This window comes from Brevinematia bacterium (genome assembly GCA_039630355.1).
Taxonomy (GTDB): Bacteria; Spirochaetota; Brevinematia; order DTOW01; family DTOW01; genus SKYB106.
In genome coordinates this window covers 1-14298 of the sequence record JBCNVF010000005.1, presented here as the reverse complement: position 1 = coordinate 14298, position 14298 = coordinate 1, and the positions used below count along the sequence as shown (strand labels likewise).

The window sequence follows — 14298 nt, the reverse complement described above, 5'->3', positions numbered from 1 at the left end:
CCCTCCATCTACTGATACATAAACTTGTTTAACACCACTTAGCGAATCACTTGCAGTTCCTATTATCCTAAGACCACCTGCTGGTAGATTGTTAGTTATAGTGCTACCATCCGCAGGAGAAGTTATACTCACATTCGGTGGTATAGTATCAACGATAATATTTATTGCGTTTATTACACTCACATTTCCGGCATTATCCTCTGCATAATACTGAATCACATTTGTGCCTCCACTGAGTCCACTCAGGTTAGTATTCCAAGATGAACCTGTCAATGAGACTTTCCCAAACGCTCCACTTGTACCAACCCTCAGATACACCGCCTTCACGCCGGCAACTCCAACATCGCTCACATTACCACTCACCACCACCGAAGTTGTGTTCGTCAAGGTGTTGTCTGCAGGAGAAGTTATACTCACATTCGGTGGTATAGTATCAACGATAATATTTATTGCGTTTATTACACTCACATTCCCAGCATTATCCTCTGCATACACCTCTATCACATTCGTCCCATCACTAAGCCCACTCACGTTCGTACTCCACGAAGAGCCTGAAAGCGCCACCTTCCCAAACGCTCCACTTGTGCCACCCCTCAGATACCCTGCCTTCACGCCGGCCACTCCAACATCACTCACACTACCACTCACTACCACCGAAGTTGTGTTCGTCAAGGTGTTGTCCGCAGGACTAACCGACGAAATATTCGGTGAAGCAGTGTCAACAACGATAATAATTTGTTGTGTTAAACTTGATAACCCAGCGCTATTTGTCCCAAAAACTTCCACTTTATTACTCCCTTGAGACAGAGAACCTAGATTAATAGTCCAACTTGTATTTCCTGAGATACTGCCCCAAGGGTCATTGCCAATTCTGTAGACAATAGTTACAACATTAGCACTGGCAGTCCCAAAAACCGCGAGAGAAGTCGTATTTGTAAGTATTGTTGAACCATCGGTTCCAGGAGAAGTGATTATGACAGTAGGCATATTAGGATCAACATTTACAGTTATTTCATCTGTAATACTTATATTTCCAGCATTATCTTCTGCGTAAACTTGAACTATGTATGATCCACCTACTGTGATATTGACGTTTGTGTTCCAATTGGTGGTTCCGTTAACTTTACCAAACGAGCTATTTACACCCACTCTCAAATACACTGCTTTAACACCACTTAAAGCGTCATTAGCCGTGCCACTGACAGTAAAATTAGATGGTAAGGTGCTACCACTTACAGGGTTAGTTATACTCACAGTTGGAGGTGTTTTGTCTACTAACACTGTTACCTGCTGAGTAGAACTAACTCTACCAACATTGTCTTCCGCATAAACCTGTATGACATTTAAATCATCCATTAGACCAATGAGATTCGTGTTCCAACTAGATCCTGATATACTAACCTGTCTAAAAATTCCATTCGTCCCTACTCTAAGATATACTCCCTTGATGCCACTACCAGTATCAGTCGCCGTGCCACTAACTGTTATATTACCAGTATTATTTGTGGAGTTGTTAGCAGGTGATAGTATAGTTACAGTAGGTAGTCCTGTGTCTATAACTATTGATACCTGTTGTGTAGTGCTAGTATTACCAGCATTGTCAATTGCATATGCTTGTATAATGTATGAACCGTCGGATAGACTCACATTTGTGCTCCAGTTAGTATTGTCTAATACTGCTTTCCCAAAGTTTTCACTTCCTACCCTTACATAAACTTCTTTCACCCCACTACCACTATCAGTTGCTGTTCCTAAAATAGAAATATTGCCTGTTGTGGTGTTCGTGGAGTTATTAGTAGGTGATATTATACTCAGTGTCGGTGGAGTTCTGTCTTCTGTTTGTTGATTAGTGTCTCGGTTATTTCCACCTTGCTGTGGCTCAGGAGAACAACCAATGTAAACCAGTCCTATCAACATGATTAGCAAAAGAAACGCTGTTAAAGCTTTCATAAGCTTTACCTCCTTACAAGGATGGCTCTAGTATTATTATACAAGTATCTGGATTAAATTTCAACAGGATTTCCGCCAATAAATTCCAAAATCTACAACTAGGATGCAGTTTTTCCCTTTTACTATTCCTGCGGTCCTTGAATTGAGTAACATCCTTTCTGACAAGCATCCAAAAAGCTTGGTTTGAAGTGACGAATACTGTCAAAACCAAGAGCGGTAAGGCAAGCAAAAAGTTGAATCTACTCAGTTGAATTGGAATCCACTACTGCAATTTCATAACTACACGGATGACTCTAATCAATATTTATTATATAAACCTTTACCACAGAACCTTTCTTGTCTGTCGGTCACGGAGGTTAGAGAAAATATAAATCAGGACAAACCTACCTAAAATGGATTGAAAAAGTGGTTAAATCAAACTACAGATCACTGTGATTGTCTGAAAACTTTGTGAAGGCCTTACCGAGATAGTAGATAAACAAACTGTTGTTTAATAATTACACAGAGAGTTCAATCTACTTAATCCTCTAGAGGAGGTATTAGGTATGACTAAAGAGGAGAAACTCAAGTTCTTTCTGGCCGATCAAATATACTGCATAACCGCAGAAGAATATTCAAGAGGTAGAAGTAACATTCAAGTAGTAAAGGAAATGTTGGAAGCTGGGATAAAGATAATACAATACAGAGAGAAAAAGAAAAAGGGTTTATACCGTTATAATGAGGCAAAGGAGATAAGGAAGATGACAAGAGATTATGGAGCTATACTTATAATTAACGACTATGTAGATCTTGCGATGTTAGTAGAGGCTGATGGTGTGCATCTTGGGCACGAAGATTATCCTATTGATGAAGTAAGAAAACTCGTAGGTGATGATATGATAATAGGGGCTTCAACCCACTGGGAGTCACAAATGATAGAAACCCTAAAGAAAGGTCCTGACTACATAGCAGCCGGTCCCCTGTTTGAAACCCACACCAAAGAAGATGTCATACCCCCGGTAGGACTTGAATACCTTGAGTTTACTCTAAAAAATTCTTCGGTTCCTGTTGTAGCAATAGGTGGGATAAAGGAACACAACATTCATAAAGTTGTGCAGAAGGGGGCAAGATGTATCTCTTTGGTAACAGAGATCACTCAAGCAGATGACATAAAGGAAAAGATAAAAAAGCTCTACGAAATTTGGAAGAGATCAAAAACGGAGAGGTAGCAGTCCCTCTCCAAAAGCTTAGTCCTCAACTACAGCTAGTACATCGTCATTTTTAAGGATAAGATACTCAACATCGTCAATCTTTATTTGTGTCCCAGCGTATTTATCATATATCACCTTCTGTCCAACTTTAACCTTCACATTATCCGGATCTCCTATCTCCTCAACAATACCTTGTTGGGTCTTCTCTTGAGCAGTCTGAGGTATGTAAATACCTCCTTTTGTTTTCTCTTCAACTTGTAAAACTCTTACAAGTAATCTATCACCAATTGGTTTTACTTTCATAGTACACCTCCTAACGGGTGAAAAATTGTATAATAATATACTAAAAACAAACTCCTATGTCAAATTTCACATCCTCCACTACCCCGCAAAAAAGCCTTTATATAGTCCTCCAGAAGTATTACTGCGGAAACGGAGTCAACGTTTTTTACACCAAACCTTTCAGCTATCCTTGTAGTAAACCTCTCATCAAAAAGTTCAATATCAATGTTTAACTCCTCTTTCAATTTATTTGAAAAATCCTCAACATATTCTTGGATCTTGCTCTTAGTAGAGTTAAAATTCAACGGAAGACCTATAACTACCTTGTCAACCCTATCCTTAGCAACAATTTCCTTTATTTTACCAATAGAACTTTTCAGATCCTTCACAGTAATAACTTCCCTAGGAAATACTATCCCTATGTCAGTATCGCAAAATGCTACTCCTATCTTCTTGATCCCCACATCAAGTCCCAAAAGCCTCATAGGAGAATATCTCCATAAAGAAATCTGTCAACACAAATTTAGGATTTATGTTAAAAGAATATACCTTAGTGTATCCATCATCAAGCAAAGTTTGAAGTTTAGAAAGTCTACTGATTGTGAATTTCTGCAAAAATTCTCTGGGTAACACTGAGATAACTTCCCTTTCAGTTGCAATTCTAAACCCTAGGTTTCTAGCCCTAGCCTCAAGAATTAAGTTTATAACCCTACTAGCAACTTCAAAAAACTTTTCAACAAGGATATCTTCTTGAACAATCTCATCAACTAAATCCATAGCTACTTCCAAGTTACCAGAAACTAACACCTTCAAAAACTTCCCAAAAAACTCAGTACTTACTCTATAAACATCCTCCAACATCAAGTCGTAGAATGAATAATATCCATTGCTGTCCAACTCAGCTATTCCTTGAAAAAACTCTCTTATTTCATCACCTTTAAACTTGAAAAACGAAATCTTAACTACCCTTGACCTAATGGTAGCTAAGATCTTCTCATACCTTGAGGTTGTGAGAATGAAGAATACCCCCTTAGGAGGTTCTTCAAGAGTCTTAAGTAGAGCATTTTGGGCTTCGGTAGTAGCCTTGTCAAATTCCGAAAGTAGAACAAACTTATATCCCGAAAGCGAGGTTCTGTTAACAAAATGTATAACTTCCCTCACCGTATCTATTCCTATGCTTTCCATCCTTGAAAGACTAGAAATGATACTCTCAAAACCCAAGAGTAATTTTTCCAAAGCCTTTATATCAAAATTCTGTTGTCTCAAAGCAGTAACAAGCGAAAATAATTCAGAAAGATCACCAATATCTTCCCCAAGCCCTCTATTAGCAATACAAAATCCCACAAACTTGAAAAATAACTCTCTCAACCTTTCATTAGATTTCAATTTGTCAACATTTTTCCTAAAAAATTTGTAAGACAAAACATAATAATACGGACCTGCAACAAAGATATCACTGTGATTGAAAGGTAGACAAGATCGGTAGTCCTCCAGAAATTTTGATATTATAACCTCCGAGGAAAAAGTTTTAAAAAGCCCCCTAGGACCTACAAACACAACTCCGCCGCTATGTTTACCCTCAACAGCAGAAAGGATTACCCTCTCTAGGCCCTTGTTGAAAATCATCGGAAAACACTAATAAAAGGGAGTATGGATATTTTGTAAGCGATATCCTTAGGCACAAGTAGGATACCTAAAACCACCAAAAATACAATCAGTACTATAACTACTTCAACCACTGGAAAACCTGAGAAAATCTCTAGAAAAGTATTTTTACTTTTGTATCTTGATCCCATAACTACACCATTGCTAGCTTATCAAGCTTTCCTGCTTTCAAACATTTACTACAGATCTTTACATACTTTACCTTACCATCTATTATAACTTTCTTTCTTTGTATATTAACTTTCCAAACTCTTCTTGTCTTCTTATTTGAGTGACTCACATTGTTTCCAAATTTGGTCCCTTTACCACAAACTTCACACCTAGCCATTCTACCCTCCAAGCAGAAAGTATTATAAACCTACCTAGAAAAAACTTTCAAAAACGGCAGAAGATACGTCCAAAAGACTCATAACTAGCAAAAAATCAAAAAGGAGGGAAAATATTCTTCCTCACTCTCCAAAATAGTCCCCCTAGAAGAAGATTCTAAAAAACGAAGTTGGATAGAAACTTTTTTTAGTTCTCTTAAAAAATGAAATTTCATCTCTTCCTAGCTTCTGAACCTTTGCGCTACATATCACCGCAGTGGTGAAGTAAAATAGAGCAAAGCTATGTGCAGAATCTCTTTAACACGAATTTTAACCAAACCACAGCATACTACTGCTGAGAGCTACCCTAGATATCCTCAAGCTTCCTGAGAGAACGATTGCAAGAACGACTCCTAATATCTTCTTCCTGAGCTTGGATGAAAGTTAAGTAGAAAGTTTTTGATGGAGTGATTTACAACTTTTTGCTGTTCATATATCCCTCCTTTTGCCTTTATTTTACGAGGCAAGAGGAGGTTATTTCACTTTAATTTTTACCAAACTCTACTGCAAACTTCAGAGTAAAACCGTTGAATTCACGATATTTTTCGTATACAATTACTATTGGGAGGTTTGCGATGGTTAGCAGAGGTGTTAAAGCTTTTCTTGCTCTACTTACCAGTTTTATAATGCTAAGTTGCACGGGCATAGCTATTCTTCCTCCAGCTCCTCAAAGTCTCTACTACAAAGAAAACAGTCCCAACATAGGAATATCATCTTCACTTTTCCCAATGCACGCCTTTGGAGAGGGACATATATGGCTTAACAAAGAAAACTTGGAACAAATCGGAGTATTAATCGGATACGCTCCTACATTCCTGTATAACTTTGATGAGCCTAGAACATACTACAAAGATTTACCACCCGACCTATCATTAGGTATCGCTTATTCTGACAATAAAACCCTCTCACTTTTTTACAGAAAGTGGAACACAACTGACGAAGGGTGGGCTATAGGAAACTTTGGTATTGAAACTATGGTGATAAATCGCTTTATCAGCATCACTAACGGAGAACAAAGGAACATATACTTAACATTTTTTGGACCAAACCTTATTGGTTCAGTTGGATATTTTGATGAAACAGTTTCCCTTGGGTTTTCCCCTAGAGTTGGAGCAGGATTTATAGCAAGCGACATAGGTGGAGGAGCTTATATACTGTTAGGGATAGGACTTAGTGCACATCTAAACATAACGAGTTTCTTAAGTATCGGACTTGGTGTGAATTTTGCTGGATCAATAGGTAGTGTTGAGGGAATAGCTGGAAATATTGGGAAGTCTGCACCACTCTTGGCAATTTACTTGAATTTTAGACCTTGATGTAGTAATCTAATACAAGGAGGGCAATATGAAGAGAGCGAAAAGATCTTTTATCATACTCTTAGTCGGAGCTTGCGTATTTCTTTCGAACTGTGTTGCTGTAATGATTCCGTCAATTTCACAATACTACCACAAAGACAATGCTTTCATAAGCGCAAGTATTGGATATTATCCGGAGAATTATAGTGGTGAATTCAGTATTTGGATAAACAAAGAGAATGAACTTGATACAGGAGTAAGTCTATTGATGTATGTAGATAGCAACTATGATAACAACTATGGATACAGTGCCTATCCATTTGTAAGAAAGTGGTTCAAATCTGGCGATAAGCCTGTAGCTAATTTCGGAGTTGCTTTACCCATTACATTCTCATTTGATAGTAGAAGCGCTTTTACAGTAGGGCCTGAGGGATTTGGGTGTGTTGGACTCTTTGGTGAGACATTGTCTTTGGCTTTAGTTGGTAGAGTAGGATTAGGCTTTGCCCAGGCTTATGGAAGTGGAGTATACTGGTTTTTATCCGCCAGTGCCCAGATAAACTTTATGCCTATAAAAAACTTTGGCATTGGAGCAGAAATCTCACCTAGTGCAGGTGCTGACCTCCTACCATTCCTAGGAATAAAAGAAATTGCCGGAGTAGGTGTTGTTTCACCATTTGTCAGGGCTTTTGTTAACCTTAGCTTCTAGTTTTCATGCTTCCAAAAAAGGAACATAACCCCAGAAGTTAGATCTAAAATAAGATATAACTTGACCTCTACGCAAACCAGCGAGATCTCTTCCCATTATCTTTTCTCATCTAACCATCGTAAAACTTTCTCCCACTTTTTAACAAACGGGGGGAGGGAACCGTGTAATAAAACCCACTTTCTAAGCCACTCTTTTGTATGCGGATCTGACAAGTTACCATCTCCTGGACCAACCCCATCAAGTAGATATTTCCTATTTATTTCTTCAATGTGCTTTTCCCGAAAGTATTTTGAAACTAAGGAAGCAGTCTTACACTCCAAATATTCATCATCAGCTCCATACTTTACCACCAACTCTGCAAAATAGTACTTACTCCTAAGCGTTTCCAACATTTTACGCGAAACCCCAAAGTCATCGAGAACTATTCTCACACTCTTGCCTTTACTTAGGTCAACCTCAAGCTCCTCAAGAATGGAAAGATATCCCTTAAAGAGAAGATGATTCATTTTCTTCGGCTTTAGTTTATTGGGCTCTATCTCCTTTACCACAAATCTTACACCCAGCCTCTTGAGAGTTTCAAATAGCTCTTCGTACCTTGCAAAAGAAACCCTATTTTTTGTGTTAAAGCTGGAAACTACTTTTTCTATCTCTACTTTAAGTTTTTCTATCCTTACACCACACAATACTATGTTTCCAAACAACTCTCCCTTACCTGTTTCATCAAGCCCCACCATTACATCATACTCTTTCTCAGGTATAAAAGATATCAAAAAGTCCTCAACCTCCTCCATCCCTTTGTGAATCAAGACAACTTTACCACTTTTATACAACACCAGCACAGAATGTGGAGCTGTAAACCTGGAAAATTCGTAGTCACTACTCGTAGGTTTTTGCTCAAATTTCCCATTGAAGGTGGATTCTATAGCATTGTGCAAGGTTGGTAGAAACTCCTGAGGATATTTCTTCACGAAAACCTTCCGCTTCATGCTAAAAGTAAAACTCCTCCTTCAGTTCTCTTCCCATTAGATCCCTTAGGGAAGTTATCGGGCTTTTGTTGTTGTAGATTACCTCATATACCTCGTTAGCGATAGGAAGCTCTACATTGTATTTTTGTGAAATTCTTCTTACAGCCATTGTGGTGTAATACCCTTCTGCCACCATTTTGGACGACATTATAATATCGCTAGCCTTAAAACCTCTTGCTATCATTTCACCAAGATTTCTGTTCCTGCTATAACCACTGTTGCATGTTACTATCAAGTCTCCCACACCTGAGAGTCCATAGAAAGTTTCAACCTTACCTCCTAAGATCTTGCCTAATCTGACAATCTCATGAAGACCTCTTGTTATAAGAGAGGCTTTCGCATTGCTACCTAGCCCAATTCCATCAACAATACCCGCAGAGATAGCTATGACATTCTTGTATGCTCCCGCAAGTTCAGTTCCTACAACATCATCCCATGTATAAACTCTAAAGTAAGAAGTGCTTATTGCTTGCTGAACAGTTCTAGCAAAAGCCTTATCACTCATAACAAGCGTAATAGCACATGGAAGCTTTCTAGACACTTCCTCTGCGTGACTAGGCCCCGAAAGCACACCAATAACCTCAGCAGAAACCTCCTCTCTCACAATATCTGTCGGAAATTTTAAACTCTCAATCTCTATCCCCTTAGTACAACTTATCACAACTTTACCCGCCAAATAGCTTCTAAAAAGCCTTATAGTTTCCCTAAAGTATTTTGAAGGAACTGCTACAAAGACTACCTCCCTGTCTTCAAGATCTTCCGGAGAGTTTGTGTAATACACGCTCTGCGGAAGCATTACCCCGCTAAGATAGTCTGGACTTTCATACCTCCACCTAATGTATTCTATAACCTCCTTCCTCCTCCCCCATAGCTTAACATCATTCTTCTCCGAAAACACAACAGACAGAGCAAGACCCCAACTTCCACTACCTATTATCCCTATTCTCATAGGAGAAAAATTATACTTCATAACTAAGCTTGCTTGAAACCTAGCAAAACTAAATTCAATAAACCACAACTAACAATTAGACATGTCTTTTCTCTCACCTCCTATCAGGACTAGGTAAAAATACCCTTCTTAATAGGCACCTATAGGCTTTGCACGAAATAAAGTTTTGCAACTTAGAGCCTTATCCACTCACCTAAATAATCCTCTACTCCGCCATTAATACAACAGTATGTAGTAGAAATCTACGTGTTAAAAAGTTATTAAAATCTTAGTTTTCAAGATAACCCAAAGAGCTACTGAGAAATTCCTTGCTCAATCCTCTTGTTTACAAATGTATAGGGCAGTCAAACCCTAGTTAGACTCTACTAAAATAAACTTCTTTATAATTCTTCTAAAGAGGATGGATGTGGTAGCTAGAGAGATAAGATGGGTTTTCATTGCTTTGAGTATTTTACTGAATCTTAAAGCGCTTGGAAAGGTAGAGATAGAGGATTCCTTGGGAGTAAAGTTTGAGAAGAAAGAGTACCGTAAGATTGTTTCCCTAGCTCCCAGCATAACCGAAATTCTTAAATTCTTGGACCTGAGTAGCAATATAGTTGGCACTACAAGATACTGTGAACATAACAGTAGAAAATTGGGAGGATTATACGATGTTGATCTGGAGGGAATAATTAAGCTTAATCCAGATATAGTATTCTTGCTTAGGGTTAGCGATACTAAAGTTTATGACTTTCTTAGAAGCAAGGGCATTCCTGCATTCGTATTAGAGTTTAGAAGTCTATCAGATATCATAAGTTGGGCAAGGAAAATCTCCACACTCACCGGAACTTTTAATTCCAACAGAAAGAAGATCAAAGATTTGGAGCATCTCTTTGATAGCCTGGCAGAGAGAGCAAGAAAGCATGTTAGCGGTAGAAGATTCTTTGTCATGTATTCTTATCCAACTATATATACCGCAAGTTCAAATAGCTATGTTGCTGAGCTTATAAGGAGAGTAGGAGGTATAAATCTTTCTGATTCTTTCTGCTGTGGTTATCAAACTATCATAACTTCTGTTGAGACGGTTTTAAAGCTTAAACCTGACATTGTATTAATAACTGACAACAATTTTGAAGCTATAACAAACGAACTTCAAAAGCTCGGATTAAACGCTAAATTCATCTATATTGATCCAATGGACATAAGTCCATCTATAAGAATAACTAACTTTATGCTCAAGATGATGTTGCATGAGAGTTTATCAAACTAAAGCTCCTCTGCTGAAAATGGAGGAATATGGTTAGCTTTCGCAGAGCTATTGCGAGACTTTCAAACCGTACTTTACTAATGCTTCCCTAAGTTTTTGCACATTGGGCTCTGAGAGTTCAGTCAGGGGTAGTCTAAGACTTCCATCTTTAATTATACCTACCAATTCCATTGCCTTCTTTATTGGTATAGGATTCGTTTCAAGGAACATCACCCTGTTGAGTATTTGAAGTTTTTTGTCAAGTTCTTCTGCTCTTTTTACATCACCGCTGAGATAGGAGTTTATCATATCGGACATATCCCTTGGAACTAGGTTAGCTGTCACAGATATTGCTCCTACACCACCAATTTTTAGAATCGGAAGGTTTATACCATCGTCTCCTGATATCAGCAAAAAGTCAGGTTTATCTACAAACTCTAAAATATCCATACATTGCTTTATGTTTCCTGAAGCCTCCTTCACACCAATGACATTAGGATTTCTTTTCACAATTTCTGCTAGTGTCATAGGTTCAATGTTTATTACAGTTCTACTGGGAACGTTGTAGGCTACTATTGGGAAGCCACCAGTTTCCTTTGATATTGCGGTAAAGTGCTCAATCAAACCTCTCTGTGTTGGTTTGTTGTAGTACGGTGCTATCACCAGCGCTGCATCTGCTCCTGATTTCTTAGCCTCATTCGTGAAGTATATGCTCTCATGAGTAGAATTTGTACCAGTTCCTGCAAGCACAGGCACCCTACCTCTAACTTTCTTAACAACAAAATCTACAACTTTGACATGCTCTTCGTAAGAAAGTGTCGGAGACTCACCAGTAGTGCCACAAGGCACAATAACATTAGTCTTGTTCTCAAGATGAAACTCCACCAAATACTCCAAAGTCTCCCAATCAACTTCTCCTCCCCTTTTAAAAGGAGTTATCAACGCTACCATTGAACCCCTCAGCATAAAAACCTCCAGTGCTTTGAATATTAAATAATAAAACTTCTTAATTCAAGAAAAACTTACCAAAAATAAAGTCCAAAACTTACAACCAAGGGTAGTCTTTTCTCTACTTTTCTCACAGTCACTGCCGGAACTAAGTAAACACTTCTCTTAGCAAACACCTAATTAGAACCTTGCTTACTCACCTAATGGGAATCGGAATTTATTTACCAAAATCCGCTAAAACAAGTTATAATATTTGCTATGAAAAAGCTACTTTTCGTATTCCTTACAAATATCCTATTTCTCACACACACTTTTAGTGTCCAGAATCAAACAATATCGGTACTCCCAGAGAATGAAAAAGATATAGTTATGTCAATGATAATTGAAGCAAAACTCTCAAGTTCTGGAAAACTTAACCTCTACTACTACTTCGGAACTATCGACAAGGAAGTAGACAAGATGAAGTTTATGTATGACAACAAGTTATCAGGTCTTATAGTGGTGAGTAACAATATCGCGAAGATATTTACAACAAAGGGATTACTAACGAATATTTTACTAACTGAGGGAAATATTGAAACAGTAGTTTCAAATATTATTGATATCTTTCCTCCAAAAGAACCAGAGAAGACACTTAAGGAGATAGTTGAAATAGACTATGTAAGTCCCCTTGAGGAAACAAAACCTAGACACAGCTTGTTACTTTATGTTGAACCTACCAAGTCTTGGGTAGGCTTTTATAAAACGGTTTTCGAAACTAACATCAGCGGGGGGCAGACAAACATTTACTCTTACGAAGCTTGGTTTTCACAAAAGCCTGATGTCGCAACCAAATACATGTTTGGTTTAGGCTATAGTTTAGATACAAGGTATTTTTCACTATCACTTTTAGCATCTTTTGAGCCAGATCCAGACTTAAGTCTAAAAACTGAATTAGTAGGTGGATTCTGGCTCTTTAAAGGGTTTATGATGGTAGGTTTGGTATTGTTATATGAACGAATAGTTTTTGAACTAAGTAACTTTATAGAGATTAGAGGGTCTATACATAACTATGATAATACCCTCAACCTCTACTCGCAAATAGATAAGATCAGGTTTGAAAACATTTATCTTCTTCCTAATATAAAGCTAAAATTCAGTAAGAATGACATCATTTCCTTCACTCCTTTCCTTACCCTATCAGCAAACATAGGAGCTGAAAATGTGATCATTGATGAAAGTGTATTAGAAACAACATCTCCTAGATTCATAGGAATAGTGTTGTCTATCGAAACAGGAATTTTTGATAATTTCCTGCTGGGATTTGAATTAAAAGCAGTTACCTTGTCTATTGGGAAGGGTGGATATTTGCTTGACAATAGAGACATAAAATTTACACACGACGTTTCTATCTCAGAGTCACTTTTTCTAAAGTATAGGTTCTAGGAGGTTATGTCATGAGAAGGTTTAGAACTGTCTTGACTTTTACCCTATTTCTAACCTTCTTTGTAGAACTTTCTTTTGCCAAATGGAAGATAGGAGTCTTTGACATAATGGGTTTTGATACCATTGGTAATGCAGTAGCAAATGCTATCAAAAGGTCATCTCTACTTATTTTGTCAAGAGACTTTCAGACAAGTGACATAGTCACAAATCTGATTGATAAAAACAAAATTCTGGAAGAAAGCACCAAAAGCAGGGTTGATTTCTCAATATACGGATTCGTGATAAAGGGGTCTGAAAGTAGATATAGGCTAGTCTTACAGCTTTTAGATGTGGCAAACAGAAGTGTTAAAATAACTAAGGAATACCAATTTGAATATGACACTGGTAGAATATTTGAGACTATTGATAGTGTCGTTGAAGACTTCAAGAGCGGTGTTTACAAAGTTATACCAAAATATGATGAAACAATAGCGGTTGAGTATAGGAAGGTAATTGAACAGAGACTTGAGGAAGTTCACATACCGGGGAGATTCTTGATATCTCTAAATATTATATCTTACTTTTCCGATCCCTCTTTTGTAGTATACCCCTCCCTAGCCTTTAGGTATATAAATAACTCACAAGGTGGATTATTAGGTAATGGATGGTTTGCCGGAATTGGTATACCAAGTGTTCTCATCTATTTAACTAGTAGTGATCTTACTTGGATTGTACATACCTTATCAAAAGAGTTATCAACATACGCTGGGACTAAGATTGTAGAGCCTGTTGGAATAGGAGTAGATTTCTTACTTTTTAAATCCCTCTGGACAGATAGCTTATCTTTTCAGCTCCGTCCTTGCATACACATAAACATATACGACTTCAATATCATTGCTTTCCTTACATTTCCTCCAAGAACCACAGGCAAAATCAGTGAATACTTGGGTCTGAAACTTTTAGGTATGTATCAGCTCAGTCAGCAGTTTGGTATAGAAGTTGAAGTAAGTTTTGATGATTACTATTGCCTCGAAGGTGTCAAAGTAAAAAAGGGAGGTTTTTTGGTTGGTATAGGTGTCTTTAGAAGCTTCCAGCTGTAGTTAGCTAGATATGGTTCAAAAAATCCTAAACTCTGTCAGAACATATCGGGTAAGCTACCATCTATAGTGTGCGAAGGCCTTATTAGCCTCAGCCATCTTGTGCATCTCCAACTTCTTCTTTATCGCATTCCCCGTCTCATTATACGCATTCACTATCTCATCCGCTAACTTCTGAAACATCGGCCTTCCCTGCT

At 37.9% G+C, this 14298-nt stretch carries 15 protein-coding genes; 6 read left to right on the top strand and 9 right to left on the bottom strand.

Features of this window, described 5'->3' with window-relative positions; translation table 11 throughout:
- A partial coding sequence (locus tag ABDH28_00240; protein MEN2997458.1) for an Ig-like domain-containing protein occupies nucleotides 1–1950 on the bottom strand: 1950 nt, incomplete at its 3' end.
- 545 nt (nucleotides 1951–2495) lie between these two features.
- On the opposite strand from ABDH28_00240, the gene thiE reads away from it, so the two are divergent.
- Nucleotides 2496–3158 (top strand): thiamine phosphate synthase, encoded by a 663-nt coding sequence (gene thiE / locus ABDH28_00235; protein ID MEN2997457.1) that lies wholly within the window; start codon nucleotides 2496–2498, stop codon nucleotides 3156–3158.
- An 18-nt stretch (nucleotides 3159–3176) separates the two neighbouring features.
- On the opposite strand, the gene ABDH28_00230 is transcribed toward thiE, so the two are convergent.
- From ABDH28_00230 to rpmB, 4 genes are all read right to left on the bottom strand, one after another.
- Nucleotides 3177–3443, bottom strand: coding sequence for a co-chaperone GroES (locus ABDH28_00230; GenBank protein ID MEN2997456.1), 267 nt, complete (start codon nucleotides 3441–3443; stop codon nucleotides 3177–3179).
- A 59-nt stretch (nucleotides 3444–3502) separates the two neighbouring features.
- Nucleotides 3503–3907, bottom strand: coding sequence for a Holliday junction resolvase RuvX (gene ruvX, locus ABDH28_00225; GenBank protein ID MEN2997455.1), 405 nt, complete (start codon nucleotides 3905–3907; stop codon nucleotides 3503–3505).
- Nucleotides 3888–5048, bottom strand: a complete 1161-nt coding sequence (locus ABDH28_00220) for an AAA family ATPase (protein MEN2997454.1) — start codon at nucleotides 5046–5048, stop codon at nucleotides 3888–3890. Before ABDH28_00220 ends, ruvX begins: the two co-directional genes overlap by 20 nt.
- A gap of 172 nt (nucleotides 5049–5220) precedes the next feature.
- A complete protein-coding gene (rpmB, locus tag ABDH28_00215; GenBank protein ID MEN2997453.1) occupies nucleotides 5221–5415 on the bottom strand; it encodes a 50S ribosomal protein L28 in 195 nt (64 codons plus the stop codon).
- A 612-nt stretch (nucleotides 5416–6027) separates the two neighbouring features.
- Between rpmB and ABDH28_00210 the strand changes: the two genes are divergently transcribed.
- Nucleotides 6028–6768, top strand: a complete 741-nt coding sequence (locus tag ABDH28_00210) for a hypothetical protein (protein ID MEN2997452.1) — start codon at nucleotides 6028–6030, stop codon at nucleotides 6766–6768.
- Between the two features lie 28 nt (nucleotides 6769–6796).
- The gene (locus ABDH28_00205) at nucleotides 6797–7453 is read left to right on the top strand and encodes a hypothetical protein (GenBank protein ID MEN2997451.1); all 657 of its coding nucleotides are present in this window, start codon (nucleotides 6797–6799) and stop codon (nucleotides 7451–7453) included.
- A 95-nt stretch (nucleotides 7454–7548) separates the two neighbouring features.
- Here the strand turns inward: ABDH28_00205 and ABDH28_00200 are convergent, their stop codons facing one another.
- Together ABDH28_00200 and ABDH28_00195 are read right to left on the bottom strand one after the other, a co-directional pair.
- Entirely contained in the window at nucleotides 7549–8439 is an 891-nt protein-coding gene (locus ABDH28_00200) for a hypothetical protein (protein ID MEN2997450.1), read from the bottom strand.
- 1 nt (nucleotide 8440) lies between these two features.
- The gene (locus ABDH28_00195) at nucleotides 8441–9427 is read right to left on the bottom strand and encodes an NAD(P)H-dependent glycerol-3-phosphate dehydrogenase (protein ID MEN2997449.1); all 987 of its coding nucleotides are present in this window, start codon (nucleotides 9425–9427) and stop codon (nucleotides 8441–8443) included.
- A 400-nt stretch (nucleotides 9428–9827) separates the two neighbouring features.
- Here ABDH28_00195 and ABDH28_00190 point away from each other — a divergent pair, with 400 nt between their 5' ends.
- Nucleotides 9828–10676, top strand: a complete 849-nt coding sequence (locus ABDH28_00190; protein MEN2997448.1) for a helical backbone metal receptor — start codon at nucleotides 9828–9830, stop codon at nucleotides 10674–10676.
- A gap of 45 nt (nucleotides 10677–10721) precedes the next feature.
- On the opposite strand, the gene dapA is transcribed toward ABDH28_00190, so the two are convergent.
- Nucleotides 10722–11618 carry a 4-hydroxy-tetrahydrodipicolinate synthase gene (gene dapA, locus ABDH28_00185; protein MEN2997447.1) on the bottom strand — a complete coding sequence of 299 codons (897 nt, stop codon included), beginning with the start codon at nucleotides 11616–11618 and terminating at the stop codon, nucleotides 10722–10724.
- 240 nt (nucleotides 11619–11858) lie between these two features.
- Here dapA and ABDH28_00180 point away from each other — a divergent pair, with 240 nt between their 5' ends.
- Together ABDH28_00180 and ABDH28_00175 are read left to right on the top strand one after the other, a co-directional pair.
- Nucleotides 11859–13025: a hypothetical protein gene (locus ABDH28_00180; protein ID MEN2997446.1), complete on the top strand. Its 1167-nt coding sequence runs from the start codon at nucleotides 11859–11861 to the stop codon at nucleotides 13023–13025.
- 11 nt (nucleotides 13026–13036) lie between these two features.
- Nucleotides 13037–14104 (top strand): hypothetical protein, encoded by a 1068-nt coding sequence (locus ABDH28_00175; GenBank protein ID MEN2997445.1) that lies wholly within the window; start codon nucleotides 13037–13039, stop codon nucleotides 14102–14104.
- Between the two features lie 54 nt (nucleotides 14105–14158).
- Here ABDH28_00175 and ABDH28_00170 read toward each other — a convergent pair.
- The coding region (locus ABDH28_00170) for a 30S ribosomal protein S7 (GenBank protein ID MEN2997444.1) at nucleotides 14159–14298 on the bottom strand (140 nt) is incomplete at its 5' end.

Excerpts from the sequence above, each read along its gene's own strand:
- ABDH28_00200 (MEN2997450.1), bottom strand. The coding sequence starts at position 8,439 with ATGAAGCGGAAGGTTTTCGTGAAGAAATATCCTCAGGAGTTTCTACCA.
- rpmB (MEN2997453.1), bottom strand. The coding sequence starts at position 5,415 with ATGGCTAGGTGTGAAGTTTGTGGTAAAGGGACCAAATTTGGAAACAAT.
- ABDH28_00205 (MEN2997451.1), top strand. The coding sequence starts at position 6,797 with ATGAAGAGAGCGAAAAGATCTTTTATCATACTCTTAGTCGGAGCTTGC.
- thiE (MEN2997457.1), top strand. The coding sequence starts at position 2,496 with ATGACTAAAGAGGAGAAACTCAAGTTCTTTCTGGCCGATCAAATATAC.
- ABDH28_00230 (MEN2997456.1), bottom strand. The coding sequence starts at position 3,443 with ATGAAAGTAAAACCAATTGGTGATAGATTACTTGTAAGAGTTTTACAA.
- dapA (MEN2997447.1), bottom strand. The coding sequence starts at position 11,618 with ATGCTGAGGGGTTCAATGGTAGCGTTGATAACTCCTTTTAAAAGGGGA.
- ABDH28_00175 (MEN2997445.1), top strand. The coding sequence starts at position 13,037 with ATGAGAAGGTTTAGAACTGTCTTGACTTTTACCCTATTTCTAACCTTC.
- ABDH28_00195 (MEN2997449.1), bottom strand. The coding sequence starts at position 9,427 with ATGAGAATAGGGATAATAGGTAGTGGAAGTTGGGGTCTTGCTCTGTCT.
- ABDH28_00220 (MEN2997454.1), bottom strand. The coding sequence starts at position 5,048 with ATGATTTTCAACAAGGGCCTAGAGAGGGTAATCCTTTCTGCTGTTGAG.
- ruvX (MEN2997455.1), bottom strand. The coding sequence starts at position 3,907 with ATGAGGCTTTTGGGACTTGATGTGGGGATCAAGAAGATAGGAGTAGCA.
- ABDH28_00210 (MEN2997452.1), top strand. The coding sequence starts at position 6,028 with ATGGTTAGCAGAGGTGTTAAAGCTTTTCTTGCTCTACTTACCAGTTTT.
- ABDH28_00180 (MEN2997446.1), top strand. The coding sequence starts at position 11,859 with ATGAAAAAGCTACTTTTCGTATTCCTTACAAATATCCTATTTCTCACA.
- ABDH28_00190 (MEN2997448.1), top strand. The coding sequence starts at position 9,828 with ATGGATGTGGTAGCTAGAGAGATAAGATGGGTTTTCATTGCTTTGAGT.